The organism is Lactobacillus johnsonii (assembly GCF_014058685.1).
GTDB lineage: Bacteria > Bacillota > Bacilli > Lactobacillales > Lactobacillaceae > Lactobacillus.
Genome location: NZ_CP059055.1, coordinates 994,131 through 1,020,826, shown reverse-complemented (window position 1 = coordinate 1,020,826; position 26,696 = coordinate 994,131). Strand labels below are relative to the sequence as shown.

Below are 26,696 nucleotides of genomic sequence, written 5' to 3'. Positions count from 1 at the left end.
AATCCGTTCTTTTTAGATTAATTTATTGTTCTGATCCTGTTAGTTGTAAATTGATCTAAATTCCATACGCGTTATAACTAATTACCAGCCTTTTCCATAGTATACTAGCTTGTCTCCCCTCTCTCCTGCTAGGGGACAGTAACAAAACTTTTTTTAGGTCAATAAATAAGATATAATATTATACAAACCTACGTTCGAGGAGACTATAATTTGGAAACTAATAAATACTTAGAACTTATTAAGCAAGAATTGGCTAATATGCCAGATTTTGTAAAGGAATACAATCTAGGAACTTCTCATTCATTAACTACAACCTATCAATATTTAACTGAAATTCGACGTTTTTTCGACTGGCTAAGACAAAATAATATTGCTTCAGTTTCTTCTAATAAAGAGATTGAAGTAACGACGTTGGAAAATCTACAAAGAAATGATGTTATGCTGTACATTCATCATCTTAAACATACTAAAAATCAACAAGGTCGCTTAAATTCGCCAACTACCATTAATCGTTCTATTAATGCTCTACGCTCCCTCTATAAGTTCTTAACGATTACTTCTGACAATAATCATGGTGAACCATATTTTGACCGTAATGTCATGTTAAAAATCAATTCATTAAATGACACTAAGACATTAAATTATAGAGCTCATGTTTTAGAGTCACATATGTATATGGGAGATTTAAAGTACCAATTCTTAGATTTTATTGAAAATGAATATATACATAAATGTAATAAGCAGTCCCTACCTGCCTTTAAAAAGAATCACGAGCGAGATATGGCGATTATTGCATTGATTTTAGGAACTGGAATTAGAGTTTCTGAATGTGTTGGCGTAAATATGCGTAATATTAATTTAAAAGATGCTATGCTGGATGTTACACGCAAAGGTGGTCAAAAAGATAGTGTTCCCATTGCTGAATGGACGATTCCTTATTTAAAGAAATATAGGGAAATACGTGCCGATCATTATCATGCTGAAAAAGAAGATATTGCTTTCTTTTTAACTAGATGGCATGGAAAGACTAAAAGGATAACCACTAATGCAGTTGAGAAAATGGTTAACAAGTATTCTGCAGCTTTTGGGAAACCTCTTACTCCCCATAAGTTACGCCATACGCTAGCTAGTGAACTTTATGAAGTAACTAAGGATCAAGTGTTAGTAGCACAGCAATTGGGTCAGAAAGGAACAACAGCTACTGATTTATATACTCATGTAGATCAAAAAAAACAAAAAGCGGCACTAAATAAAATAAATAGATATAAATCTTCTGATTAATTCAACTCTAATCTCATTATTTAGCCTATAATAAAAGTGTATACTTTATGTAAAAAGGAAGGAACACTTCATGGAATTAAGAGTTTTAAGATATTTTCTTGCGGTTTGTGAAGCAAAAAATATATCAAAGGCAGCTGAAGCTCTTCATATTAGTCAACCATCGCTTTCACGCCAATTGAAAAATTTAGAGGCTGAACTTGGCGTAACTTTGTTTTATCGTGGACATCAGGAAATTACTCTTACTCAAGAAGGATATTATCTTCAGGAACATGCAGAAGAAATAATTTCTTTGACCAATAAAACACAACAAAATCTAAAACGCTCTCAAATTATATCTGGTGAATTATACATCGGAGCAGGAGAAAGTATTGCAACTAAACGTGTAATGGATATTATCCATCAAATTTTACAGAACTATCCTCAAGTGAAGATTCACTTCTTTAATGGAAATTCATCCATGATTGAAAGCAAGCTTGAGCGCGGACTATTAGACTTTGGAATTACAATGGGCCAATATGATACTACTCAAAATTTTAATAGTCTGACCCTTCCTGAAATTAATGAATATGGTGTGATTGTAAGTAAAAATCACCCATTAGCTGATCATTCCTGTGTTACTGCCGAAGATTTACAAAATTATCCTGTCATTATGTCAAAACATACGGCTGATTCTGATAACTTTAGAGATTGGTATACTGAGCCACAAAAGTTAAATATCGTGGCTACATTTAACTTACCTGATAATTTGCAGTATCTCGTAGACAAGGGACCTTATTGCCTATTGATATATAAAGATTTGCTTCCTTTAGATAAGAGTAATTTATGCTTTTTACCACTTGAGCCTAAAATTATTGACCATAATCGTTTGATTTGGAGTTCAAGAAATCAACTATCAAATGTTGCAAGTCTATTTCTTAAACTGATACGAGATTCTATAAAAAGCAAAAATTAATTTATACATAAAAAACGATTTGAAGATCTAAAAAAGATTTTCAAATCGTTTTTTAATTAATGACTTTGCTGACTAGCAGCAGATTGTTGGTTGTTTTGTGCTCGTCCTTGATTATTGTGGTTAGTATCTGAGCTGTTGTTACTATTATTGGCTTGTGATTGTTGACTAGATTCTTTATTATCAGAGGATTGGGTTGATGTACTACTTTGACTTTGAGAATGTTGACTTTCCTCGTTATGTTCTTCTGATTTGCTACTTTGCGATGAACTAGATTGTTGGCTACTACTTGAAGAACTTTCACTTGATTGACTAGATTGAGTATTTGAATTTCCAGAATCAATATCAATATCAAAACTATCATCAGCTTTTGGATGGTATACTCTATGACTCTTCTTTGTGGCTGTCTTAGCTCTCAATGCTTTTGGAGTACTTACCTTAATTGCATTGATTTCTGTATATGTCCCCTCTTGAGAAATATCGTATCCAGCATAAGCAAAACGCAAGTAGAATGAAAAGCTCGTCAAGACTAAGTGGCCGCCCTTTTCTTTTAAGGTATATTCAACCTTTAACCTTTTAAGTGCTCCCTCATTATCTAATCCAGATGCATTACCTTTAAGCTTTTTAATTAGCTTACTGTGGGTCTTATTCCAGAACTTTAGATTATTACCACTGTAGCTAACGCGATAGATAGAGCCAGATTTCTTAAGTTTCATATCACCTTTAATTGCTTTACTTCCGCTTAAAATAATTGCTGGGTCGAATTGGCTAACTACTTTATTAGGAGTCATAGTAGAAGAAGCTTTCCACTTTGGACTACCAGTATTATCCCACATTTTTTGATATACTTTGTCTTCATTTAGCCACATAGATGTCTTATCAACTTTAGCTTGTGCCTTAAGTGGATCATTTTGATATTCCCCAGTCCAAGTTCTTGTAGCTTGAATTCCGGGTGAATTCTTTACATTAAATTTATAGCTTTTGAAATCGGTATTGAGTGCTTCTGCAATAATTTCTTTGTCACTACTATTACTTGTAGCAGAATTAACAGCGGTAGGACTACTACTTTTAATAGCACTTGTGTTCATAGCTAATATAACTTGAAAAACGATTACCAGTCCTAGACCAATACCAGCGACTAGTCCTAATATTTTTAAAAACTTATTTTTCATTTAATCACTCTCGTTTTAAGTTCATGTAATTTACTTTATTAAAAAAATAGGAAAGCAACTTTAGCTCTCCTATTTTTGATATGATTATTTTTTACTAAAGTCCATTTTATCTATGTCTGCCATCCAAGTAATACCAAGAGATTTTTCTCCTAAATAGGTAGCAATTACGGAACTAAAATTGAACATTTTAATGGTCATATTAGGGAAAGCAGCTTGAAAATCATTTTTAACCTTAGTAGCCTGCTCTAAATCATTAGAATTATAAACTGCTAATGACAATTTATCCTTAATAGGCGAATTATTAATTCGCTCAATAGTGATATTTTCAGCCTTCTTAACAGCTCTCTTCATGGAACGAACTTTATCAAAACTTACGATTTGATAATCATCCTTTTTAAATGTTAAAAGTGGCTTAATTTGAAGCATGGTACCAATAAAAGCACTCGCATTACTCAAACGGCCGCCGCGCACTAAGTTATTTAAATCATCTACAACGAAAAGAACATCAATTGTATCTCTAATTTCGTCTAACTTAGATAGAATTTCTTTAGGTTCCCAACCATTTTTAATCATTTTAGCAGCTGCTAGCACTAGATTTCCCATTGAACGAACGGTCATTGCTGGATCATAAGGATAAAGATTAAATTCAGGATGATTATGAGCTAAAGTAACTAAACTGTTATAAAAGCCAGAAATACCAGATGTTAAGGGAATAGCAATAATAGCTTCATAACCTTCATTTTTCAATTTTTGGCATAATTCAAGCATAGTACCCGGACTAGGCTGCGAAGTCTTAGGAAAAGGTGCTCCATCGCGTTCTAGCTCAAAAAGCTTCTCTGCAGTAATATCTACCCCATCCATGTATTGCTTATCTCCAATAATAACCGGAATAGGTACTACTGTAATATCATTGGCCTTGGCTTCTTCTGGGCTTATATCACTAGTACTATCTGTAATGAGTGCTATCTTCACGTGTGAAAACCTACCTTAAAATTAAAATGGCAGCATTAAGTTGCATGCTGCAATACTACTTATCAAAATGAAATTATATCATAAAATCCAACGTTTTTTAAACATAATCGATGATTTATACTTCATCTGTTACAAGGTTATTAACAATAATTTGTAATTTACTATCAAAATCCTGTATTTTTTCTTCACTCCAACTAGAAAAAATTTGTGCTTCAATTTGAGAAAGAACTTTTTTTAATTCTTGGGCTTTAGCTAATCCTTCATTGTTTAAATTTAAAGATTTGCTAGAATCCTTCTTTGAACGTTCTACTTTAATTAAAGAAGCAGTTTTTTTCTGCTTGATTTGTCTACTTAGGGTCGAAAGAGATATACTTAATGCCTGTGCTAATTCTCCCATCGTCAAAGTCTCGTTCTGATGATGATCAAAGAATAGTAATAAGCGAGTTTGAGAGAGGTTTAATCCACACTTTTTATTAATCACTCGCTTAATATTCTCACTAACGCTATTAAATATTAAGACATTCATTTTATTTACCACCTATACTTAATTTTCCCATTTTTCTAATCAACAATAATTCTAAGACATAATTTAATTTTTCACAAGATTCGTGAAAAATTAACAATATTAGTGAAAAAATCACATATATATTTATCAAGGAAATTCAAGAGATTAAAGAGTATAATTAAATATACTGTTTTAAAGGAGGATATTTATGGCTTTTGATGGTTTATTTATTCATAGTCTTCTGCAAGATCTCTCCCCTACTCTGGTTGGAGGAAAACTTACTAAAATATACCAACCATTTGAACAAGATTTAGTTTTAAATTTCAGGAAAGATCGTAAGAATCAGCGTTTGCTGATTTCTGCTAATGCTCAAAATCCACGCTTTTATATTACAAATGATACAATTGCAAATCCTGACGTTGCTCCTACTTTTGTTATGGTTTTGCGGAAATATTTAGAAGGATCAGTTCTTCAAAAAATCGAACAAATCGGTGTTGAGAGAATAGTTAACTTTCATTTTTCTAATCGAAATGAATTAGGAGATGAAATGCAGCTTATTTTATCGGTAGAATTGATGGGACGACATAGTAATGTGATTTTATATAATGCGGATAATAATAAAATTATTGATTTGCTTAAAAGAATCAATCCTGATGAAAACCGCGCACGCTTATTACTTCCACATGCACCTTATGAACTGCCTCCTCTTCTTCCAGGAATCAATGGCTTTGATCTTTGTGCTGACAACTTCAATGACTTAAAGGAAAAGTATCCTGAACCAGCAGATTTTGTAAGACAATTTAATGGTTTAGACGGAGACGATAAAAAAGAATTTACTGGTTACTTAGAAGACGATTTTTCATATAGTTCTTTACAGACATTTTTTAATCAATTTAATAGGCCAAAAGGATATGTGCTACAGACCATTAAGCATAAGGATCGTGTATATACTTACCTACCATATCATCTAGAATTAAATTTGATTTATTCTAATGACGATGTCAATAAAACATTAGACGAGTTTTATCGTGATCAGGCTAATCGTGAATGGGTAAAGCAAAAATCTAAAAGAATTGAAAATATTGTTAATAATGAGCTTAAAAAACTTAAAAAGAAGATTATTAAGTTACGTAAGCAATTAGATCAAGCCGAGAATTCTGAAGAATATCGAATTAAGGGTGAATTACTTAATGCTTATCTTCATGAAGTAAAGGCTGGGATGACAAGTATTGATCTACCAAATTATTATGAAAATAATAAGCCCTTAAAAATAAAACTTGATCCCGCACTTTCACCTGCTAGAAATGCCCAAAAATACTTTACTCGTTATCAAAAATTACGTAATTCAATTAAACATGTTAATGAACAAATTAAATTAGCAAATGAGAACTTAGATTACTTTGATTCTATCCAAACTGCAATTGATAATGCGGATCCACAAGATATTGATGCAATTAGCGATGAATTAATTAATCAAGGCTATCTAAAAGAGCAAAATCATAATCGTCATCGGAAGAAAAAGATTAGTGAAAAAAATTTGAATACTTTTAAACTAAGTGATGGTAAAAAAGTATTAGTTGGTAAAAATAATTATCAAAATGATTGGCTAACTTTAAAGAAGGCGGATAAACGTGATTACTGGTTCCACGTTAAAAATATGCCCGGTTCTCATGTCATTTTACAAGATAGTGCCCCAAGTGATGAAGATATCAAAGAAGCAGCTGAAATTGCTGCCTATTTCTCTAAAGGAAAGAATTCTAGTCACGTCCCAGTTGATTATGTGCAAGTTAAAAGAATTAAAAAGCCTAATGGAGCTAAGCCAGGTTTTGTCATTTATACTGGTCAGAATTCAATCGAAGTCACTCCCAATGAAAAAGATATTTTAGAAAAAAGAATATAGAAAAAAGCGTTCATATCAAAATGAGCGCTTTTTCTATAGTCTCTAAATTTACATAATAAATAATATTTAATTTTACAAAGGCTGAGTAGTCATTGCTAAAGTTTCAAGTACTATTAAAACATCTTGCGCTGATTGTAAACTAGAAAAAACAGGAATATGTGTGCTTAAAGCTGCATCTTTAATCATAATTGCATCATGACTAGCAGAGTCGGATAAACTGGTTACATTGATTACTAGATTAATTCGATGCTGCTTTATCTTTTCAAGTAAGCTATTGCTTCCCTCTTGAACCTTTTCAATAATTCCTGTTGTTATTCCCTCTTCAGCTAATACATTTGCAGTACCTTCAGTTGCTAAAAGCTTAAAACCTAACTGATGAAAACGTGCAGCTATTTTAATTGCATTATGTTTTTCAGAATCTTTAACCGAAATAAAGACAGTACCATATGTTGAAATCATTAAATCACTGCCTTCATATCCTTTAAACAAGGCAGTCGGCAAATGCTTGGCTCGTCCCATCACACTACCAGAGGTCTTCATCTTAGAATCAAAGGTATTTTCACTACTATATGATAAATAAGAAAAGACGGGCATTTTAACGTGAATTAAGTCGTTTGATGGCCAAATATCGCTTGGAAGATCTAATTCAGACAATGTACTTCCTAACAAAACTTTCATTGTTATAGCTGTAATATCTTTTTTTAGTGCTTTAGTTAGAAAAGCTACATTGTGTCCAGAGTAACTTTTAATTTGTAATAAATAGATTTGATCATTAGCTAGTAAAAAGTGTAAGTTAACTGGTCCTCTTAAATTAAGTTTAGTGGCAATACTAATTGCACTATCACGTAATCTACGCTGATCATTAGTTGATAAATTTTGTGGACGATAGACAGCTATGGAGTCACTGGCATGTGAGCCGGTCTGTTCAAAGTGTTCAATAATTCCGGGAATAGTAACATTTTTACCATCAGAAATAGCAGTCACTTCATACTTTTTACCTTCAATAAACTTCGAAACATTCATATGCTCTAATGAATTTTCAGCAATATATCTTTGTAAAGCTGGTAAATCAAAGACCACAGCAGATTTTTGCTTCTTACCGTTACTTGTACCACCAATTAAAGCTGGAAAACCATTTCTTTTAACAAAAGCTAAAATGCTTTCTTCATTGTCGCATTGAAGAGCTGGGACTGGATTAACGCCGGCCTGATATACTTCGTCTGCATGATCTTCCCTTAGAATTTCCTTCAAATTAGGCTGACCTAAAATTGTTAGCCCATGTTCTAAGAGTGAACTGCGATATTCATTAATCTGTTTGCCAGAAAATTGCGTTACCACTTCTTTGATATTTTCTTTCCATGCAACTTCAAGAATATTTTCTAAAGTAATTGGTTCAAAGTAAATTCGATCGCATACATCATACGCTGCACTCACACTTTCTGGATTATTACTAATAATCACAGGACTAATTCCTTGCTCTTTTAAGGTCTTGGCAGCATGGTAGAGCATATAATCAAATTCTCCAGTTAGAGATACTTGAAATGGTTTTAATCCTAAAAGAAGGCATTTTTTCGAATTAGATAGTGGTATTATTTCATCTTCAATTCCATAACTACTGTAAACAGCTTGAATATTAGGATGAATTAATCCAGCTGTTCCATCAATTTCAATATAGCTAGGCTTAATTGACCATTTTTTACATAAATCAGCAATTGATTTTTCATCTCGCTGCGTAATTTCAGCAATTAATCGATTAGAAAAACCATTTTTCTTTACTTTCAGCATTAAATCAGCTGTAAGTTCATCATTACGTAATTTCTTTAATAAAATCAAAATATGATTAAACTTCTGCAAAAATACTAAATGAATATGTAAAAGCTGGTGAAGAGTGTGGTAATTAATTCCCTTTGCTATCGCGGCTAATAGTGTAATTAGGTGTATTTCATTAGGCTTCGATAGATCTTGCAATAATTCTTTTTCGCTTTTTTTATATTCCTTTTTAAAGGTCTTAACATTATTAGAAAAACCAGTAGTTGACTGGAGAGCCTTTAAAAATGCACTTTCAAAATTACGACCAATTCCTAGAGCTTGGCCTCCGGAAGTGGTTTTATTATTAAGAGTGTAGTGATTATAACCAGCTTCTGTGAAAGACCAATAAGGTAATTTTACAAAGCAAGCATCTTGCACGGGATCAACAGAAGCAGAAATTCCAGATTGTGGATCGGTAATTTCATTTAAATTATAGCCAAGTGCAATTTTGGCCGTTACATATCCAATAGAATATACGCCACTTCTATAAGAAAGCAAACTACTCTGAGTCAAACGGGGCTTAATACTTAATACTTTAAAATTAAAGTCTTCCCCACTTTGCTTAACAGCAAAATGAATACTCAAAGCTCCATGTAAATTAAGACAATTAGCAATCTTTCGACAGCAATTTCTTAAGCGCTGAATTTGATTATTATTTCTAGTTAAAATTGGCGTCACTAATAAAGAATCCGAAGAGTTAATACCAACTGGTTCTAAACTGCCAATATTTCCTACAAATACAAAGTTTCCATTATTATCCCGAACAATATCAAAAATTAATTCTTCCCAATTCGATAAATCTTCAGTTAAACGATAATCTTTCCAATTAAAATGGTCATCGGATTCTTCATCTAAGAAGTATTGTTCTAATTGAGCTAGATTTTCTAGAGAGATCATGCTATCGGGGCGATAATGCTGCTTTTTTGATAAAAGCAAAGGAAAATGAGCATGTTCAATTACTCGCCTTAAGTCCTCTTCTTTTTCTAACAGCCATTGATTGGCCACCGCAATCTTATTTGCTTTAAGAAAACTATAGAAATTATGAGGAGCTGATAGACTCAATGCCAAGCTGTTAATAGTTAGTAACTCAATATTCATTTGGGTTAAGATGCCCGACTCTAATAATTCACTGGTAAGTTTTAAAGCCGGTTTGCCCCCAAAAGCCGGAATAATAGCATCTGGCTTCTCCATCCGAACGATTCGCTTCACAAAAGGCAACGTCATTGGTTCAAGATATACATTTACATTAGGATGCGGATCTGTTGTGACGGTTGCAGGATTGGGATTAATCAATACAACTTGTACGTTACTTTCTTCAAAAGCCGTTAACGCTTGTTTAGCAAGAATATCAAGTTCTGTTACTTCTCCAACAATACTTGGCCCCGCTCCAATAACAAGAACTTTATTAATTTCATTATGTAAAGGCATAGTCTACTCCATCATATTCAAAAACTGATCATAAATGCTGGCTGCATCAAAATTACCTGGTGAGCCTTCTGGATTAAAGGCAGTTGCTAAAACTTTATCTTTTTTGATACTGTAGCCTGCTAATAACTCCGATCTTAAATCAAAATATTTACGTGAAAGATTCAAAGATAAACTATCAGGTACTACTAGTTGATCAATATTCATTGCAGTTTGCCAAATTCGATTATTAGTTTGTTCAATAACTGGAAAATTACTACCATTATAGGCTGGAATTAAGTCCAAGAGTTCTAGGTCTAAATAATTACTAATTGCTAAAAAGCCTAAGCCAATTCCTAAAATAGGTAATTTCCCGTAAAACTTATCAAATACTGGTTTTAAAAATGGTGCAACTTCTTCTACTCTACTTGGTCCATTAGAAATAACAATTGCATCAGCTCGAAGATTAATAATGTCGTAAATTGATGCATTGTATGGTAAAACTACGCTATTAATTTCCCGTAAAGAAAGGGATCGCAGTAGTGAATGCTTTAAACCAAGATCAATTACAGCCACAGTTTTGCCAATATTTGGGGCAGCATAAGGATGCGTTGTAGATATTTGTGCCGTTTTATTTTTTGGTAAAACTAGGGCCTTGATTTGATCGAAAGCATGTGCATCATCTGTATCCATAATAGACGCTTTAATAACTCGCTTATTCTTCAATTTTTGAACTAGAGCGCGGGTATCAACACCGTAGATTGCTGGAATTCTTTTCTCTTTTAGAAAATCATTTAAATCTTGAAAAGTTGGATTAGCAGAAATATGAAAAGCAATATCGTTAGCAATTATTCCACGTACACTCGGATCAATTGATTCATAGTCGATTGCATTAATACCACTTCCACCAATCATTGGAGTAGTAAAAGCCAAAATCTTACCAAAGTTGGCAGGGTCGGAAATTGCTTCCTGATATCCAAAATTGCTTGTTTGAATACCGAGCTCCCCTGTAGCAGTAATGGGAGCACCAAAACCGTGTCCCGAAAATGCAGTTCCGTCTTCAAGAATTAAATATCTTTTCATAATCTATTGCTTCATTTCTTGTCGTAAATTCTTTAATTGTTTTTCAAAAATTGTTGGCAATGGTGCAGAAAATTCCAACCATTCATTCGTAGAAGGTTGATAAAATCCCAAAGTCTTGGCATGCAAAAATTGTCCATGACCTGACAAGGTTTTCTTTGGGCCATATAAGGGATCGCCAGCTAATGGATGACCGATGTACTTCATATGCACTCTAATTTGATGCGTTCTACCCGTTTCCAGTACACATTTGACTAAACTATAATTTTTAAATTGCTCTAGTACTGTAAAGTGTGTAACTGCAGCTTTCCCCTTTGGATTAACCGCCATTTGCTTTCGATTATTTGGATTTCTACCAATCGGAGCATTGATTACGCCATTTTTTACTTCAAAGTTGTCATGAACAATTGCCAAATATTCTCTTTTATTTATCTTTTCTGCTAATTGCTTTTCTAAGCTTTCACGTGCTTTATCATTTTTAGCTATCATTAATAAACCAGAGGTATCTTTATCAATTCGATGCACAATCCCTGGACGAAACCCTTCAGGACTATCAGCTAAATCACGTGTATGATAAAGTAATCCGTTGACTAAAGTATGATCTGGATGACCGGCTGAGGGATGAACAACCATCCCTTGAGGCTTATTAACCACAATCACATCCGAGTCTTCATAAACAATATCAAGATGTAAGTTTTCAGCTTCTAATGATAATGGTTTAACAGGCGGAATAGTAACATCAATTACATCCCCAGACTGTACTTTATAAGATACTTTTTCAGCTTTATTATTAACTAAAATATTTTTATCATTAACTAATTCCTTAATCTTAGTTCGACTTAAATCTGTAATTTTCTCAGCGATTACCTTATCTAAACGTCCTTTTTCGTCATCAATTACTAATTTATAATTTTTAGTCATTTACTCTTCGTCCTTTAGTCTTTTTCGCTTATAAATATTAGATAGATAAAAACTAAGATAATTCCAACTGTAATTGCGCTGTCCGCAATATTAAAGATATTAAATTGAATAAAATCTAGTTGCAACATATCAATTACATATTTTAGATGCAAACGATCAATAAAGTTACCAATGATTCCACCTAAAACTAAGGCTAATCCTGTATCAAAAAGGCCATTTTTATATTTGGGATTAAAAAGATAGTAAATTACAACTGCAATAGCGGCAATACTGATTAAATAAAATAAAATCATTTGTCCACTGAAGATATTCCAAGCTGCTCCATCGTTTTGTAAATATGTAAATGAAAGGACACCAGGAATAATGGTCTTTTCATCACCAATTTTAAAATTAGTAACTATATAATTCTTTAATAATTGATCTGCAATGATTACTAATAAAGAAACTATTAGATATAAGGCTTGTTTAGCTTTACTCATTAGAATAATCCTGAAATCTTTCCGTTATTATCTACATCAATATCTAAGGCAGCTGGATATTTTGGCAATCCTGGCATATCTAAAATAGATCCCGTAGCTACCACAATAAAACCTGCTCCATTTTTAAGAGCTAAATTCTTAACATGGAGTGTAAAATCTTTTGGAGCTCCTAAGATACTCTTTTTATCAGTAAAGCTATACTGTGTTTTAGCCATAATTACTGGTAAGTTGTCTTTACCCATTTTCTTAATTTCTGCTAATTGGTCCTTAGCTTTATCAGAATATTCAATATCCTTGGCATGATAAATATTATGAGCGATTTTACTAATTTTTTCTTCTACAGAGTCAGTAGGTTCATATACTGAGGTAAAGTCACTAGCTTTATTAGTTAACTCAACCACTTTTTCTGCCGCCTTAATTCCGCCCTTTGATCCTTCATCATGGTAAGAGACCACTTCACATTCAAAACCATCAGCTTTAACAAGTTCTTTCAATTTTGATAGTTCTTGTTCAGTATCACTAGCAAATTTATTTATTAGTACAATTACAGGTACACCATAATGAGCCATGTTTTCCATATGGCGCTTTAAGTTCTCAAAACCTTTTTCTAAAGCTGGAATATTTTCTTCATCTAAGTGATCAGTTGTCTCTTCTGCTTGATACTTCAACGCTCTTACGGTTGCAACAACTACCACAGCATCAGGACGTTTGTCCAAATGGTTAGAAACAAAGTCCATAAACTTTTGGCCACCCAGATCTGCCCCAAAACCAGCTTCAGTCAAAACATAGTCGCTTAAGTGTAAAGCAGTATTAGTAGCAATTACTGAATTAGCACCATGAGCAATGTTAGCAAATGGACCGCCGTGAACAATTGCTGGGGTATGTTCAAGTGTTTGAACTAAGTTAGGCTTTAATGCGGTTGATAAAAGCGCAGCAATTGCCCCCTCAAACCCTAAGTCTTTAACATAAACAGGTTCATCTTTCACAGAAAAGCCAACTAGCATATTTCCAATGCGCTTTTTCAAGTCATCAATATCAGTTGCTAAACATAAAATAGCCATTAATTCATTAGCTACAGTAATTGCAAAGCTAGCTTCATGTTCTATTCCATTAAAACGTGAACCTTGTCCGATAGTGATTTTTCTTAAAGTACGATCATTAACGTCAATTCCACGTTTTAATAAGATACGATTAGGATCTAGCTCTAGACTATTATCTTGATAAATATAGTTATCAACTAAAGCAGCCAAAGTATCAATTGCACTAGTTAATGCGTGCATATCACCAGTAAAGTGTAAATTAATATCTTCCATTGGGATGATCTGTGCATATCCACCACCAGTTGCACCACCTTTTAATCCAAAAACAGGACCCATTGAGGGTTCTCTTAATGCAATTAAAGTATTTTTGTGAAGTTGGTTGCTGATTGCATCCCCTAAACCAATGGTAATAGTAGATTTTCCTTCACCAGCTGGCGTAGGACTAATTGAAGTAACAAGAATTAGCTTACCAAGCTTTTTACCTTGTTTAATTCTGTTAATTCCCTTCCAGCTAATCTTAGCCTTATCATTACCATAAAGTTCAATTTCATCTGGTTGAAGATCAACTTTTTTTGCAATTTCTGTAATAGGTAATTCTTTAGTGTCTTGTGCGATTTCAATATCTGACTTCAAATTCATTCCTTCTTTCTTTTAAGTGCTAAAAGCAAGTAAGTATTAATCTTACTCTTTGCTTCATATACAACAAATGCCTTCCATTGCCACTTAATCTTTAAATTTTGAAGCTGAAGTTTCTGACGATATGGTAGTTTTAGCCAGTAAACACTTGCTTCTTTCTGAAAATAAGAATTAAACCAGGTATAAATAACTATAACCACAAAAATAGCTCCTAAGCTAAGTGCAGGATAGCTAATAGCTTTATTGCTTTCATACCCGACAATAAAGGCTACAAAAATTAGTGCTAGGAGCCAGGAGTAATAAATTACACCAGCAGCGCCTAAAAAAATAAAATGTTTTTTCATAATTTAGAATTTAGGTCACACCCTATTTGTTAATTACCTCTATTGTAACAAAAATCAAGTAGATTTACGTTTTTGTTTAAAATAGCGTTCTAGACTATAATATTAGACAAGAATATGGAGGAAAATAACAACATGAAAATCGGCGTTTTAACTGACAGTTCATCTTATTTAACTAAAGAACAATGCGAGAAATATGGAATTGATGTCTTACCAATTCCAATCATCTGGGATAATAAAGAATATCTGGATTTAATTGATATTGGTTTCCATGAATTCTATGAAAAGCTAAGCACTTCTTCTACTCTTCCCACTACCTCTCAACCCTCAACTGGAACCGTAAAAAAATATGTTGATAAATATATTGATGAAGGTTATACCGATCTAATTATCATTACTCTTTCAAGCGGTATTTCTAGCTTTTACAATAATGTTTTAAGTGTGGCTGATGAAGAAAGCAGAATTAATATTCATCCCTTTGATTGTAAAATAACCTGTGCAGGAGAAGCTAATGCTGCAATATTAGCTGGTCGACTAGTCAAGGCTGGGGCTGACATTGATTTAATCATGCATGACTTAAAGGATTTAAGAAACACTACCGATGTTAGATTTATGGTAGACAATCTTAATCATTTAAAAAGAACAGGCCGCTTATCAAATGCCGCTAGTTTCGTAGGTTCTATTTTAAAGATCAAGCCAATCTTATCTATGGACGTTCAAAATGAGGGTAAAATTTCAGCAATTGCCAAAGAGAGACATTATAAACGTGCCTATAATCATATTAAAAAAGACTTTGATAGTTTAACTTCTGATATGCCTTATCCAATTCAGTTAACAATTTTTCATGCTGATGATGAAGAAAGAGAAGCTGAATGGGTTAGTGATTATGAAAGTAGTTTTCCTAAGGTCAAAATTTATCAAAGTATTATCGGACCAGTAGTTGGTGTTCATGTAGGACAACATACTATGGCTATGATTTGGGGCAGAGATTTAGATTCTTATTTCGATGAAAATGGCAAGCCGATTAAGGATATTAAGTCAAAAGTTGTTGAAGATTGATACTATTTAACTAATATAATTAAGAGAAGCAAGAATTTTATTAAATTTGCTTCTCTTTTTAATTTATAACTTTAAGAGTGCTAATTATGAAAAAATATAAATATTCTAGTTACGATATTGCAGATATTGGTGACTATTTAAAAGTTTTTGCTTGTACGGCGGTCATGTCGCAGCCAATTATGAGCCTTATTATTAATCTGCCCCAGTCTCAGCAAACGCAAGTTGGTTTTGGTATTCTTTATAATCTAGTTAAATATACTGCTCCAGCCTTTATTTTTGGTATTTTATACACGACTATTAGGACTAGTGACTTAAACGGTCATTTCTCTTACTTCAAGCATCTGCAAAAGAATTGGTCCAATCTCTTTGTACCAACGATTTGGTGGACTTTAATTTATTTATTAGGGATGCCATGGCTTCAGCAAGGTAATAAGTTTAATAGCTTTGGTACTTTTTGCTGGCAATTTATTAATGGTAATGCAGCACCTCACTTATGGTATAACACGATGATGCTACAGTTTATTATCCTAATGCCGTTTTTCTGGTTAATTAGTCGCTATGTAAGAAATAATATTAAACGTGGTTTTGCAGTGGCAATTGTTACTTTAATTCTTTACTTATCCTGGTTAGCATTTTACGACTATTATGTTTTTCATGGTGTTCACCAAAATGACTGGTATTTATTAGATCGAGTATTTATCTCTTTTTTTATTTATGCTGTTTTTGGTGGTTTAGCATGGCAATTTAGATCGTACTTTAATGAATTTATAACTAAGTTTTGGTGGTTAATTGTAGTAATCTTTATTCTTTGCTTCATCTGGACTAATTATGAATTAAGTCAATTCGGTTATCCTCTTAATTTCTATAATGCGCCTTACTATAAACCATCAATGACATTTTACTGTTTGGCAGTAATTTGCTTAATTGCTGCTTTCTGTTTATATCAAGTTCGTAAAAGACAAATAAATAGCTTGAAAATATTCCATTTTTTAGCTATTTATGCTTATAGAGCCTATCTTGCTAATGTCTTTTGGAATCAGTTAATCTGGCACGGATTAACTATGCAATATCATGCAAAATTCCATCCATTTTTAACCTTATTTGGTTGCTGGTTATTAACCTGGATCTTATCATTTTCATCTGCGTATCTTTTACATATGTGGTGGACAAAAGTAAAGAAAATGATAGCTAGAAATACCCACCTATATATCTAAAAAACTCTGAAAATTGCCACTAGGAGCAGTTGTCAGAGTTTTTTATCTTTAGTATTTAATTTTTACATGCAAGTTATCATGATTTGACATATCGTATAACGTTTGTAAATACAATTCATAATGTGGGTTGTCCGCAATTAAACGTTGATAAATTGGTGACTTTTTAAGTTTTTGCAATTCTTCACTTTCAATATGATTTTTTCCAGTAAAAAAGTGATAATTCATTTCGCCGAAAAGACGCCCCATTTTTCTGACAGTATCTAAATCATCATGATTTTGATAAAGATTTTTCTGCATTAATTCTGCCGAAATAGTTCCTAGTTGAATATTTTCTAAATAATCATGAAAGTGAGTTAAAGTCCAGTTTTGTTTTTCTTTGTCAGTTAAATAGTCCTTCATCTTAAAATGATGACAAGTATAACTAACTTCTTTCGGCGAAACTTTAACTACCCCATAGCCTTGATCATTGGAGCAAAAACTAGCAGTTACAACTTCGGTAGCTGGGCAAGGATCTTGCGGCAACATAATATTCTGAGCATGAATATGACCAGAGAAAACTAATTTCACATTATATTGAGCTAATAACTTACGCAGTTCACGATAATCATCAACAACATATCCTTTGTTTACAGCTGGATTATGAGCATAGAGGTTATGATGCATACAAAAAATCACTTGAAGATTATTCTCACTAGCATATTGAAGTTGCGCCTTAATCCAGCGTCGTTGCTCTCTTCCTAAAAAGCCAGCTGTCGCAGGTGCAGTAGTAGCTTCTTCTTTACCATAGTCATTAGAATCAGCTAAAATCAACAAATAATCAGGATTAAGCTGAACACTATAAGCTAAAGATTCATCATCAACACTAACTGCATTTTTATAGGATGTTTTAAAAATATTACGCCACATTCTAGGACTAATTTGACCAGCGTAGTATTGTTTCTTTCCGCGGAATTCTCTGGCCCAGCCATCATAAATATCATGGTTCCCAGGAAGAACTAAAAGCTGTGTTTCTTCTAAAGGTTTAAAAATCTCAGCGAATTTTTCTGCTGACACTCTCTCGCCATTAAAAGTTACATCCCCCGTAACAATGATTGCGGCCGGTTTCTTTTTTTGCGCCATTCTTACAAATGCGCTTAAAGCAGTTTCTTGATAGTATAGATCTTTACCCTGACTAGTTTTTTGCATTTGTGAAAAAGCCTGTCCATGATCATGTAAGCTATCTGCAATTAAATGAGTATCACTAATAACCCAAAAACTAGTCTTCTTATCTTGCGTTAACATAATTGTTATCTCTTATTAGCCCAATATTGATAATAGTCGGTCCGTAAATTACCATTATAGAATTTTCTCTTCTTAGTGGCCTTTGCACCAAAGTATTTTTCAAATTGAGGATCAGATGTAAGGTAGTACTGACTAAAAGAAGTAAGAGGACGCAATGTCTGTCCCATTTCTTCATAGATCTTTTCAGCTGCTTCTCGATCCTTAAGCCGTTTACCATAAGGAGGATTTGCAACAATAACTCCATTTTCTAAGTCAGTTGAAAAGTCTTTTACAGCGACTTGCTTAAATTTTATATCTTGTAATACACCCGCATTATGCGCGTTCACTTTAGCAATTTCTAAAATTGATTGATCAATATCGCTAGCTAAGATTGGAGCATGCTCCTTTTTTTCTTGTGCTTTAGCTTCTTCTACTAATTCGGGATGCAATTTCTTATCAAACCAATCAAAATTATCAAATGCAAATTTTCTCCAAATACCAGGAGCTACATTTTTTGCCTTAAGAGCCGCTTCGATTGCAATTGTTCCGGAACCAGTCATAGGCTCAATAAAGGGATGAGAACCATCAAAAGGAGTTAGTTCAATCAAACCTGCTGCAAAATTTTCTTTTAAAGGAGCTCCACCATGCTCGACACGATAGCCACGTTTAAATAAACTTTGACCAGTAGTATCTAAGCTTAAACGTGCAGTGTCTTTGTAGAGATGGATGTCTAGCGGATACTCGGCCCCGCTTTCTGGTAAAAATCCACGTCTTCGATATTGATCGGTCAACTTATCTACAATAGCCTTTTTTACAATTGATTGAACATCAGGTTCAGAATGTAACTTACTACGGACGCTTCTTCCCTTTACAGGAAATTGAGCATCTACCGGTAATAATTCTGCCCAATCATAGCTATAAACTTCATCATATAATTGGTCAAAACTGGTGGCCTTAAATTCTTTTAGTAAGATCTTTACGCGGTCAGCACTTCTCAGCCATAGATTAGTTCTTACAATATCTTTTTGGGTTCCTTTAAAAAATACACGGCCATTTTCAGTTGTTGTTTCATAACCTAAATTGTTTAATTCTTTTGCAACTACACTTTCAAATCCAGCGCCCATTGTTGCATATAATGTATATTCTTTCATTTTATATTTTCTCTATCTATATAAATTTTTCTATAAAAAAAGGCTGAGCCAAAGCTCAACCCTAACCTACAAATCTCTATAAGCCACGTTCTGTTCCAATAGGATTTGGTTAATTCCTATTTTCAGCGACCATCTATCTTCATTAAAAATGACCTCGTCTTTAGTTCATTTACTTAGACGAAAGCGCCCCTACCAAATTTGGGTTGCCCGCTTGCAGGGTTTACCTCGTTCCACCAGCAAAGTTTCCTTCACTGCTTCGTCACTGTGGCACTTTTCAGGATAGTCACACATGTCAAAAATGATTTAGTGCTTTTTCCGCCGTAACTTGTAAAAACAAGTTCCCCAGCTTATTGGGCTGAGTACAAAAACTACAAGCATCTCAGCTTGTGCGTGCGTGGACTTTCCTCAGCTAGCATAAGCTAACCGCGATCGCTCGAAATTTGCAATAATTATTATACCATAGTTTTAATTAGCTTGGTAAGTTCTATCTTGTTGATTCATTCTTTGTTCAAGGTTGTAAACTTTACGCTCTAAAGTAGAAATACGTTGAATCATAGCAACATTAGTAGTTAATTCCGGTGCTTCTTTGTCTTCATTAGTATTATTTACAGCAGCTTTTTGTACTTTCTGAGGAGTATAAGTTTTAACATCATCTTCAATTTCCTCATTCTTAAAATCTAACTTAGGTGCAGTACTTTTAGCTGTTTGCTGTTTTTGTTGAGCTTTTAAATCACTGATTTGTGTTTGCAAATCTTCAATAATAGTCGCAAAAGTACTGTAGTCTGAAATAATTGTATCAAGATATGAATCTACTTCATCAGAATCATATCCCTTCATTTTTGTTCTAAATTGCTTTTTTAAAATACTTTGTGGATTTAATTGAATATCATTTAAACTTGCCATTGGTTTCGTCAAACTCCTTAGTTACAGACTAACGTCTGTTTTAATTTAGGCGATAAAATGTTAGCTAGTTGATAGCTTAATGGCACTCATTCTATCGTATACAACTAGTATAAGTTATAAGTATCCTTCAAGCAATAATAGTAATACCATCTAAAAAAAATCTTATTTTCTTAGGTATATAAAAAATTAAAGAGTATATTTATTTTCAATAAAAATTCTTTCGATGATTTTCTTCATATTCTTCTGCAGCTTCTTGTAAGTCATAAAAATCAATTATATCCAGTTGATAGTCACTTTTTTCTTGATACTTTTTAATGGCTTCATAGTCATATTTTGTTTTACCGGGATGCTCAGGATCATAAAGTAAAAGAGCTCGATCTGTGTGTTCTAACATAAAATTTTGATAGTTTTTAAGCTGCACTGGCCTCATGTAAGGATAGTCAGAAGTAGAAGCTGTAAAATCAACCTGCTCAGTAAGGTTTTGATATTTCATTTGATTACTATCATTCCATCCTTTTGAGAATTCTAAATAAGGTGTCATCAAAGCCGTATGAACACTATAGTCATTCTGCAAACTAATTGCTGTTTCTAGGCCCCATTGTTCGGTTCCAAGGTTTGCCCCACTAATTACCCAGTCAATCTTTCCTTCTTCAAGTAAACTCTTTAGATAATTGCTTAGAGCATACTTAATTACGGTCAACTTCGGATCTTTATCGCTAAAAACTCCCAATTCATAAGAACGATATCCGGTAACCCATAGTCGCTTCATTCTGATCCTTCCTTTCTCTAAAAATGATTTAAAATCTTTGCTATAATGCTAAACAGGAGTGATGTTGATGGTAAAATATCCAACAGGCAGTTTAACACATTATACTAAAGATCAAACTGACCTTTTACATCCAAGAAAGCAAAAACATCGTAAAGATGTTGTATTTTCTGATCGTGGAATGAGCCTAGAACAACAAATCAATGAGTCTAATAAGTATTATCTTCTTGAAGATATTGCCGTTGTTCATAAAAAGCCAACCCCAGTCCAGATTGTTAAAGTAGACTATCCTAAACGATCTCGTGCAGTTATAAAAGAAGCTTACTTCAGGCAAGCTTCTACAACTGACTATAATGGCGTATATCAAGGACGCTATTTGGACTTTGAAGCTAAGGAAACGAGAAATAAGAGCTTGTTTCCTTTAAAGAACTTCCATGAACACCAAATTATTCATCTTGAAAGATGTTTAAAGCAAAAAGGAATTTGCTTTACGATTATTCGCTTCGTAACTCTTAATCGATATTTTGTAACTCCTGCTAGTTTTGTGATTGAAGCTTGGAAGACACCACATAAGAGTTCAATGACCTTGCAAGAGTTAATTGATAATTCAATTGAGATTAAAAGTGGATTTCGCCCAACTCTCCCATACTTGGATGCAATCGATAATTTTATAGATAGATAGGAACAAAAGAATGGCAGATAATAATCAAAGGCCAAGTAATTCTAGAATGGCTAAGCTTCACCCAAAAGGTAAGCCTCGTAAACGAATTTGGCTACAAATAATCAAGTGGTTCTTTATCGTAGCAATGTTAGTAGTTGTTTCTGGAGTAGGTTTATTTGCATACTATGCTAAAGACGCTCCAAGCATCTCACAGGCTCAACTTCAAAGTGGTGGGACAAGTAGTCTGTATACTCGTGATGGAAAATTTCTTCTTTCTCTAGGGTCAGAAAAAAGAACCTATGTTGATAATAATGAAATCCCTAAAGAACTTAAAAATGCCATTGTCTCTGTTGAAGATAGGCGTTTTTATAAAGAAGGCATTGGACTCGATCCAATTAGAATTATTGGGTCTGTCTTAGTTAATGCTAAAAGTAAAGGCGTAGCTGCAGGTGGATCAACTATTACTCAGCAATTAGTTAAGTTATCGGTCTTCTCCACTGCTGCTTCTCAAAGAACCCTTCGTAGAAAAGCTCAAGAAGCATGGCTTTCAATGAAGGTAGAACGAGAATTTAGCAAAGAACAAATCTTGGAATTTTATATTAATAAAGTTTATATGAACTATGGTAATTACGGGATGGGTACAGCAGCCGACTATTACTATGGGAAAGATCTAAAAGATCTTGATTTAGCTCAGACTGCTCTACTTGCTGGGATGCCTAATGCCCCGGTTACATATGATCCATATGTTTATCCAGAAAAAGCAAAATATAGACGTGACATTGTATTAAAAGCAATGCTCAGAAATGATAAAATTTCAAGAGCTCAATATAAACAAGCAGTTAATGAGCCCATTACTCAAGGCTTGCAGCCTAAGAAGAATAATTCTACTTCTGAATTACGAAAAGTAGATGATCCATACATCAAAGAAGTAATTAATGAAGTTAAGAGTAAAGGCTTTAATCCATACAACGATAACTTAAAGATTACAGTTAATATTGATCAAGATGCTCAACAAAAGCTTTATGACTTAGTAAATGATGGTTCGGTTCCATTTACTAATGATAAGATGCAAGTTGGAGCTACAATTATTGATCCTCGAACTGGCCATGTTATTGCCATTATTGGTGGACGTAAACTTCCTGCAGTTCAATTAGGTTTAAATCGTGCTGTTCAAACTGGTCGTTCAACTGGTTCTACTGTTAAGCCTGTATTAGATTATGGTCCTGCAATTGAGTATCTTAACTGGCCAACTTCTCATATGTTAGATGACTCTAAATATGTTTACCCTGGTACTAACATTCAACTTTATGACTGGGACAATAAATATGAGGGTAAAATGACTATGCGTCACGCTCTTGAACAATCTAGAAATGTTCCAGCTGTTAAAACTTTAAGCAAGGTTGGAGTGGCAAGAGCTTCTCTTTTTGCAAGAAAACTCGGAGTTAATGTTCCTTCTGATTCTGGTCTATCAGTTGCAATTGGTGCTAATGCATCCTCTCTTCAAATGGCAGGCGCATTTGGTGCATTTGCTAATGACGGTATTTACCACAAACCACAATTTGTTTCAAAAATTGAAACTCCAGACGGCTTGACTAGAAATTATGATAGTAGTGGTACAAGAGTAATGAAGGAATCAACCGCCTATATTATGACCGACATGCTTAAAGGGGTTATGACTAAAGGTTCGGGTACACAGGCACGTATTAAAAACTTATACGAAGCTGGTAAAACAGGAACGGTTAAATATTCTGATGAAGAGTTAGTAAGATATCCTCAATACAAAAATTCACCAAAAGATTCTTGGTTTGTTGGTTATACCAAACTCTATTCAATGGGAATTTGGACAGGATATGATAATCTGAAAGATGGTACTCCTTCAGGTGTTGGCTCATCGTCTGCTCAACTTCTATATAAGCAAATGATGTCATATTTAATGAGTGATAAAGCTAATAAAGACTGGTCAAAACCAAGCACAGTTGTTAGACGCAGAATTGCTAATGGTACCCAAGATAAAGTCGTTTCTCCGAATGCAAGTAATTCTAGCTGGCAATTATTTGTTAAAGGTCATGCACCAAGTAATCCGTATAGTGATGTGACTGTTGATAGACGAAAAGAGGAAGACGACGATATTGATACACGAGTTGATACAGAAGATGATACTTCTTCTAAGGGCCAATCTCGTTCCCAAAGCAGTAGTTCTTCATCATCGAGTCGTGCTGAACAATCTTCAAGTCAAAGACAATCTTCTTCTACTTCTAACAACAACTCCAATACTCAAACGCAAAATAATAATCGCCAGACTGAAAAACAACCAGAAAATAATAACAATAATTCACAACAGAATCAGAATACAAATAATCAGGGTAACAATCAAAATCAACAACAAAATCAGGGAAATAACTCCAATAATAATCAATAATTGAAATTAAACTAAAATTAAAAGATCCCAAAGTCGTTAAAACGACTTTGGGATCTTTTTTACATTATTTATTAGTTTAATGGTGGTAAGAAAGAATACGGATCTTGATTTTTAGTCCGAGCGGGCATTGTATATCTGCCGAATAAAATCATAGCATGATGAGTATGAATCCATTCTTCTTTTGGAAGCAATTCTTCAAGCCGCTGCTCAACTTCATGAGGAGTCGCTTTTGCACTAACGATATTAAATCTTTTAGAAATACGAGATACATGTGTATCTACTGCAATTGCTGGTACTTTGAAGCCTTCTGCTAAAACAACATTAGCCGTTTTTTCTCCCACGCCAGGTAAGGTCATCAAAATCTTTTTATCTTTCGGAATCTGACCGTCAAATTTTTCAGTAATAATTTGTGCTGTCTCTTTTAAATGTTTAGCTTTTGTACGATATAAACCAATTGTACGAATGTGATTTTCAATATCTTTGATATCTGCTTGGGCTAAAGTGGCACTATCTGGATAGTCCTTAAAGAATTTAGGTGTAGTTCTATTAACCATTTTATCAGTGGTCTGGGCACTCATTAAAACAGCACATAATAGGTGAAACTTTGTGTCCCAATTCAATTCTCCTTTAGCATCTGGATATAAAGAAAGAATCCTTTTTAAAACCAATCGTGCTTCATCGTCTGATAATAATTCTTCCATCTTAATTACCTAGTTTCTTTGAAGAAAATTTTTAATTTGATCTAGCGTAGTAAGGCCATGGCGCTGCCAATTTAGGAGGATTCTGTCAACATATTTAAAATTATATACCTGCGCTAAAATGGCTTCTCTAAGAGCTAGCTTGACTATTTCTGGATCATAGTGATCAATATTAATCCAAGCAGCAATCTCTTGTTTTTCAATTGGGCTCAATAGACGACCAAATTCTATCTCAAATTGTCTTACCAACTCTTGAATTGGATTTGCGGATTGTTGAGTAGATGTAGAGGATTTAAAAGTAGCTTGATCTTGATAAGATTCTTCCCTCTCATCAATAAGCGTATCTAATTTCTGATATAAATGATTTAAATCATAGAAATTAGTTATGCGACCTTCCCCATCCCTTTTTTGCCCCAATTCAATTAAATCTTTATCAATTAAGTTTTGAATTAGCTGGGAAATCTCAATCGGAGATAAATTCATTCTCTCTGATAAATTGTTATCGCTAGGGAAAAACTTTTTCTCCTGTTTGAAAGATTCTAGCTGCAATAACAACATTGCTTCAGTTTCAGATATTTTTAAAGAGGGATAGTAACGTAAAAGACTATTAGAAATAACCGTAAAACCTTCATTTTGAATAGCCGAAAAAGACGCCATATAATTTTCCTTTCAAAAAAAGCTGAACTAAAATAGTTCAACTTTTTATATTTATGATATTAGATTATCAATTATGGTTGCATTCTGTTGATCAATCTTGGGAATGGAATAGCTTCACGAATGTGATCTAACTTACAAATCCAAGCGATTGTACGTTCAAATCCCATACCAAATCCAGAGTGAGGAACACCACCGAATTTACGCAAGTCAAGGTACCATTGGTAATCTTCTAAGTTAAGACCTGCTTCTTCAATTTGTTGTTTCAAAATTTCGTAGTTACCTTCACGTTCAGAACCACCGAAAATTTCACCGTATCCTTCTGGTGCAATTACATCAGCACATAAATATTCTTTAGGATTATCAGGATTTTTCTTCATGTAGAAAGGCTTAATTGTGGTTGGGTAGTTAACGATGAAGACTGGACGATCAAATTGTTCTGAAATGTATCCTTCGTCAGGTGCACCAAAGTCGTCACCCCATTTAATATCACGACCAGCTTCTTGAAGCATTTTAATAGCATCATCGTATGAAAGACGAGTAAAGTTACCTTCAGTAGTCGGACGTAATTTTTCAGGATCTCTACCCAAGATCTTTAATTCATATTCATTATTTTCAAGAACTTGTTTAACCATGTAAGCCAAGTATCTTTCTTGGATATCTAAAGACTCATCTTGGTGCATCCATGCCATTTCTGGTTCCATCATCCAGAATTCTGTCATATGACGACGGCCCTTGGATTCTTCTGCTCTAAATGTTGGTCCAAAAGTAAAGATTTTTCCGTAAGCCATAGCACCAGCTTCACCATACAATTGACCAGATTGTGACAAGTAAGCATCATTATTGAAGTATTCTACATGGAATAATTGTGTAGTACCTTCTGGAGCAGAATGCATGAAGATAGGAGCATCAAACTTAATGAATCCTTCTTTTTCAAAGAAATCAACAGTTGCTTTAAACATAGTATTTCTAATTTGCATAATAGCAAACGGACGCTTAGATCTTAACCATAAATGACGATTATCGAGTAAGAAGTCAACACCATGTTCCTTATTACCAATTGGGTAACCTTCGTTGTTAGAAACAATTTCTAAATCTGAAATTTGAATTTCATAGCCAAAGTGTGAGCGCTTATCTTCGTGAACAGTACCAGTGATGTAAAAACTAGCTTCTTGACGCAAAGATTTAGCTGCTTCAAAAACTTCTTCAGAAACATCATTCTTACGAATAACACCTTGGAAAAATGCTGTTCCATCACGTAATTGTAAGAAAATAATCTTACCACTTGATCGTTTATCAGTTAACCAAACATGCATTTTAACTTCTTGGTCTACATGTTTAGAAGAATCTTTAATTGAGATTAATTCTGTCATTACTTACCAACCTTTTTAATTAAATTTAATTTTATTATACTAAAAAATC

23 protein-coding genes and 1 other RNA gene are annotated in these 26,696 nt (G+C 33.7%); 7 read left to right on the top strand and 17 right to left on the bottom strand.

Going from position 1 to position 26,696, the window contains the following annotated elements; genetic code table 11:
* The first annotated feature begins 210 nt into the window (after window positions 1-210).
* Window positions 211-1,281 (top strand): tyrosine recombinase XerS, encoded by a 1,071-nt coding sequence (gene xerS / locus H0I41_RS04775; protein WP_011162011.1) that lies wholly within the window; start codon window positions 211-213, stop codon window positions 1,279-1,281.
* A 70-nt stretch (window positions 1,282-1,351) separates the two neighbouring features.
* Window positions 1,352-2,233, top strand: coding sequence for a LysR family transcriptional regulator (locus H0I41_RS04770; protein WP_011162012.1), 882 nt, complete (start codon window positions 1,352-1,354; stop codon window positions 2,231-2,233).
* Window positions 2,234-2,289: 56 nt separating this feature from the next.
* On the opposite strand, the gene H0I41_RS04765 is transcribed toward H0I41_RS04770, so the two are convergent.
* The 3 genes from H0I41_RS04765 to H0I41_RS04755 all read right to left on the bottom strand — a co-directional run bounded on the left by H0I41_RS04765 (window position 2,290) and on the right by H0I41_RS04755 (window position 4,900).
* Window positions 2,290-3,402 carry a hypothetical protein gene (locus H0I41_RS04765; RefSeq protein WP_135014252.1) on the bottom strand — a complete coding sequence of 371 codons (1,113 nt, stop codon included), beginning with the start codon at window positions 3,400-3,402 and terminating at the stop codon, window positions 2,290-2,292.
* 84 nt (window positions 3,403-3,486) lie between these two features.
* The gene (locus H0I41_RS04760) at window positions 3,487-4,374 is read right to left on the bottom strand and encodes a DegV family protein (protein WP_011162014.1); all 888 of its coding nucleotides are present in this window, start codon (window positions 4,372-4,374) and stop codon (window positions 3,487-3,489) included.
* A 115-nt stretch (window positions 4,375-4,489) separates the two neighbouring features.
* Window positions 4,490-4,900, bottom strand: a complete 411-nt coding sequence (locus H0I41_RS04755) for a MarR family winged helix-turn-helix transcriptional regulator (protein ID WP_004894850.1) — start codon at window positions 4,898-4,900, stop codon at window positions 4,490-4,492.
* Window positions 4,901-5,087: 187 nt separating this feature from the next.
* Here H0I41_RS04755 and H0I41_RS04750 point away from each other — a divergent pair, with 187 nt between their 5' ends.
* A complete protein-coding gene (locus H0I41_RS04750) occupies window positions 5,088-6,779 on the top strand; it encodes an Rqc2 family fibronectin-binding protein (RefSeq protein WP_011162016.1) in 1,692 nt (563 codons plus the stop codon).
* Window positions 6,780-6,851: 72 nt separating this feature from the next.
* Here the strand turns inward: H0I41_RS04750 and carB are convergent, their stop codons facing one another.
* Genes carB through H0I41_RS04720 form a run of 6 tightly spaced genes read right to left on the bottom strand, consistent with a single transcriptional unit; the run spans window position 6,852 to window position 14,492 of the window.
* Window positions 6,852-10,016 (bottom strand): carbamoyl-phosphate synthase large subunit, encoded by a 3,165-nt coding sequence (carB, locus tag H0I41_RS04745; RefSeq protein ID WP_135014251.1) that lies wholly within the window; start codon window positions 10,014-10,016, stop codon window positions 6,852-6,854.
* Between the two features lie 3 nt (window positions 10,017-10,019).
* The gene (locus H0I41_RS04740) at window positions 10,020-11,075 is read right to left on the bottom strand and encodes a carbamoyl phosphate synthase small subunit (RefSeq protein ID WP_135014250.1); all 1,056 of its coding nucleotides are present in this window, start codon (window positions 11,073-11,075) and stop codon (window positions 10,020-10,022) included.
* Window positions 11,076-11,078: 3 nt separating this feature from the next.
* Window positions 11,079-11,993 (bottom strand): RluA family pseudouridine synthase, encoded by a 915-nt coding sequence (locus tag H0I41_RS04735; protein WP_135014249.1) that lies wholly within the window; start codon window positions 11,991-11,993, stop codon window positions 11,079-11,081.
* Window positions 11,994-12,007: 14 nt separating this feature from the next.
* Window positions 12,008-12,472: a signal peptidase II gene (gene lspA / locus H0I41_RS04730; protein ID WP_011162019.1), complete on the bottom strand. Its 465-nt coding sequence runs from the start codon at window positions 12,470-12,472 to the stop codon at window positions 12,008-12,010.
* Window positions 12,472-14,151: a formate--tetrahydrofolate ligase gene (locus tag H0I41_RS04725; protein ID WP_180320533.1), complete on the bottom strand. Its 1,680-nt coding sequence runs from the start codon at window positions 14,149-14,151 to the stop codon at window positions 12,472-12,474. The genes lspA and H0I41_RS04725 overlap by 1 nt, the downstream gene beginning before the upstream one ends.
* Window positions 14,148-14,492 (bottom strand): hypothetical protein, encoded by a 345-nt coding sequence (locus H0I41_RS04720; protein WP_011162021.1) that lies wholly within the window; start codon window positions 14,490-14,492, stop codon window positions 14,148-14,150. The genes H0I41_RS04725 and H0I41_RS04720 overlap by 4 nt, the downstream gene beginning before the upstream one ends.
* Window positions 14,493-14,624: 132 nt before the next feature.
* On the opposite strand from H0I41_RS04720, the gene H0I41_RS04715 reads away from it, so the two are divergent.
* The gene (locus tag H0I41_RS04715) at window positions 14,625-15,548 is read left to right on the top strand and encodes a DegV family protein (RefSeq protein ID WP_011162022.1); all 924 of its coding nucleotides are present in this window, start codon (window positions 14,625-14,627) and stop codon (window positions 15,546-15,548) included.
* 86 nt (window positions 15,549-15,634) lie between these two features.
* Window positions 15,635-16,762, top strand: coding sequence for an acyltransferase family protein (locus H0I41_RS04710; RefSeq protein WP_011162023.1), 1,128 nt, complete (start codon window positions 15,635-15,637; stop codon window positions 16,760-16,762).
* A 48-nt stretch (window positions 16,763-16,810) separates the two neighbouring features.
* On the opposite strand, the gene H0I41_RS04705 is transcribed toward H0I41_RS04710, so the two are convergent.
* The 5 genes from H0I41_RS04705 to H0I41_RS04685 all read right to left on the bottom strand — a co-directional run bounded on the left by H0I41_RS04705 (window position 16,811) and on the right by H0I41_RS04685 (window position 20,845).
* Window positions 16,811-18,043 carry a metallophosphoesterase gene (locus H0I41_RS04705; protein ID WP_011162024.1) on the bottom strand — a complete coding sequence of 411 codons (1,233 nt, stop codon included), beginning with the start codon at window positions 18,041-18,043 and terminating at the stop codon, window positions 16,811-16,813.
* Between the two features lie 5 nt (window positions 18,044-18,048).
* Window positions 18,049-19,173, bottom strand: coding sequence for a THUMP domain-containing class I SAM-dependent RNA methyltransferase (locus tag H0I41_RS04700; protein WP_135014247.1), 1,125 nt, complete (start codon window positions 19,171-19,173; stop codon window positions 18,049-18,051).
* Between the two features lie 74 nt (window positions 19,174-19,247).
* An RNA gene (rnpB, locus tag H0I41_RS04695) (RNase P RNA component class B) lies at window positions 19,248-19,614 on the bottom strand.
* Window positions 19,615-19,638: 24 nt separating this feature from the next.
* A complete protein-coding gene (locus H0I41_RS04690) occupies window positions 19,639-20,076 on the bottom strand; it encodes a DivIVA domain-containing protein (protein WP_004897310.1) in 438 nt (145 codons plus the stop codon).
* Between the two features lie 205 nt (window positions 20,077-20,281).
* A complete protein-coding gene (locus H0I41_RS04685) occupies window positions 20,282-20,845 on the bottom strand; it encodes an SLOG family protein (protein WP_135014245.1) in 564 nt (187 codons plus the stop codon).
* A 67-nt stretch (window positions 20,846-20,912) separates the two neighbouring features.
* Between H0I41_RS04685 and recU the strand changes: the two genes are divergently transcribed.
* Both recU and H0I41_RS04675 read left to right on the top strand, forming a co-directional pair.
* Window positions 20,913-21,524 carry a Holliday junction resolvase RecU gene (gene recU, locus H0I41_RS04680; RefSeq protein ID WP_004894883.1) on the top strand — a complete coding sequence of 204 codons (612 nt, stop codon included), beginning with the start codon at window positions 20,913-20,915 and terminating at the stop codon, window positions 21,522-21,524.
* Between the two features lie 10 nt (window positions 21,525-21,534).
* A complete protein-coding gene (locus H0I41_RS04675; RefSeq protein ID WP_011162028.1) occupies window positions 21,535-23,922 on the top strand; it encodes a PBP1A family penicillin-binding protein in 2,388 nt (795 codons plus the stop codon).
* A 71-nt stretch (window positions 23,923-23,993) separates the two neighbouring features.
* Here H0I41_RS04675 and nth read toward each other — a convergent pair whose 3' ends face one another.
* The 3 genes from nth to asnS form a co-directional block, all read right to left on the bottom strand.
* On the bottom strand, window positions 23,994-24,623 hold the full coding sequence (nth, locus tag H0I41_RS04670) for an endonuclease III (RefSeq protein WP_011162029.1): 630 nt from the start codon (window positions 24,621-24,623) through the stop codon (window positions 23,994-23,996).
* Window positions 24,624-24,632: 9 nt separating this feature from the next.
* A complete protein-coding gene (locus H0I41_RS04665; protein WP_011162030.1) occupies window positions 24,633-25,277 on the bottom strand; it encodes a DnaD domain protein in 645 nt (214 codons plus the stop codon).
* A 71-nt stretch (window positions 25,278-25,348) separates the two neighbouring features.
* On the bottom strand, window positions 25,349-26,647 hold the full coding sequence (gene asnS / locus H0I41_RS04660) for an asparagine--tRNA ligase (RefSeq protein WP_004897299.1): 1,299 nt from the start codon (window positions 26,645-26,647) through the stop codon (window positions 25,349-25,351).
* Window positions 26,648-26,696 lie beyond the last annotated feature (49 nt).

Bases quoted from the DNA above. Each gene is read 5' to 3' on its own strand.
- H0I41_RS04765 (WP_135014252.1), bottom strand. From the start codon at position 3,402: ATGAAAAATAAGTTTTTAAAAATATTAGGACTAGTCGCTGGTATTGGT.
- H0I41_RS04720 (WP_011162021.1), bottom strand. From the start codon at position 14,492: ATGAAAAAACATTTTATTTTTTTAGGCGCTGCTGGTGTAATTTATTAC.
- H0I41_RS04665 (WP_011162030.1), bottom strand. From the start codon at position 25,277: ATGGCGTCTTTTTCGGCTATTCAAAATGAAGGTTTTACGGTTATTTCT.
- H0I41_RS04700 (WP_135014247.1), bottom strand. From the start codon at position 19,173: ATGAAAGAATATACATTATATGCAACAATGGGCGCTGGATTTGAAAGT.
- carB (WP_135014251.1), bottom strand. From the start codon at position 10,016: ATGCCTTTACATAATGAAATTAATAAAGTTCTTGTTATTGGAGCGGGG.
- H0I41_RS04715 (WP_011162022.1), top strand. From the start codon at position 14,625: ATGAAAATCGGCGTTTTAACTGACAGTTCATCTTATTTAACTAAAGAA.
- recU (WP_004894883.1), top strand. From the start codon at position 20,913: ATGGTAAAATATCCAACAGGCAGTTTAACACATTATACTAAAGATCAA.
- H0I41_RS04755 (WP_004894850.1), bottom strand. From the start codon at position 4,900: ATGAATGTCTTAATATTTAATAGCGTTAGTGAGAATATTAAGCGAGTG.
- H0I41_RS04750 (WP_011162016.1), top strand. From the start codon at position 5,088: ATGGCTTTTGATGGTTTATTTATTCATAGTCTTCTGCAAGATCTCTCC.
- H0I41_RS04725 (WP_180320533.1), bottom strand. From the start codon at position 14,151: ATGAATTTGAAGTCAGATATTGAAATCGCACAAGACACTAAAGAATTA.
- H0I41_RS04770 (WP_011162012.1), top strand. From the start codon at position 1,352: ATGGAATTAAGAGTTTTAAGATATTTTCTTGCGGTTTGTGAAGCAAAA.
- H0I41_RS04710 (WP_011162023.1), top strand. From the start codon at position 15,635: ATGAAAAAATATAAATATTCTAGTTACGATATTGCAGATATTGGTGAC.
- asnS (WP_004897299.1), bottom strand. From the start codon at position 26,647: ATGACAGAATTAATCTCAATTAAAGATTCTTCTAAACATGTAGACCAA.
- H0I41_RS04705 (WP_011162024.1), bottom strand. From the start codon at position 18,043: ATGTTAACGCAAGATAAGAAGACTAGTTTTTGGGTTATTAGTGATACT.
- H0I41_RS04675 (WP_011162028.1), top strand. From the start codon at position 21,535: ATGGCAGATAATAATCAAAGGCCAAGTAATTCTAGAATGGCTAAGCTT.
- nth (WP_011162029.1), bottom strand. From the start codon at position 24,623: ATGGAAGAATTATTATCAGACGATGAAGCACGATTGGTTTTAAAAAGG.
- lspA (WP_011162019.1), bottom strand. From the start codon at position 12,472: ATGAGTAAAGCTAAACAAGCCTTATATCTAATAGTTTCTTTATTAGTA.
- H0I41_RS04685 (WP_135014245.1), bottom strand. From the start codon at position 20,845: ATGAAGCGACTATGGGTTACCGGATATCGTTCTTATGAATTGGGAGTT.
- H0I41_RS04735 (WP_135014249.1), bottom strand. From the start codon at position 11,993: ATGACTAAAAATTATAAATTAGTAATTGATGACGAAAAAGGACGTTTA.
- H0I41_RS04740 (WP_135014250.1), bottom strand. From the start codon at position 11,075: ATGAAAAGATATTTAATTCTTGAAGACGGAACTGCATTTTCGGGACAC.
- H0I41_RS04690 (WP_004897310.1), bottom strand. From the start codon at position 20,076: ATGGCAAGTTTAAATGATATTCAATTAAATCCACAAAGTATTTTAAAA.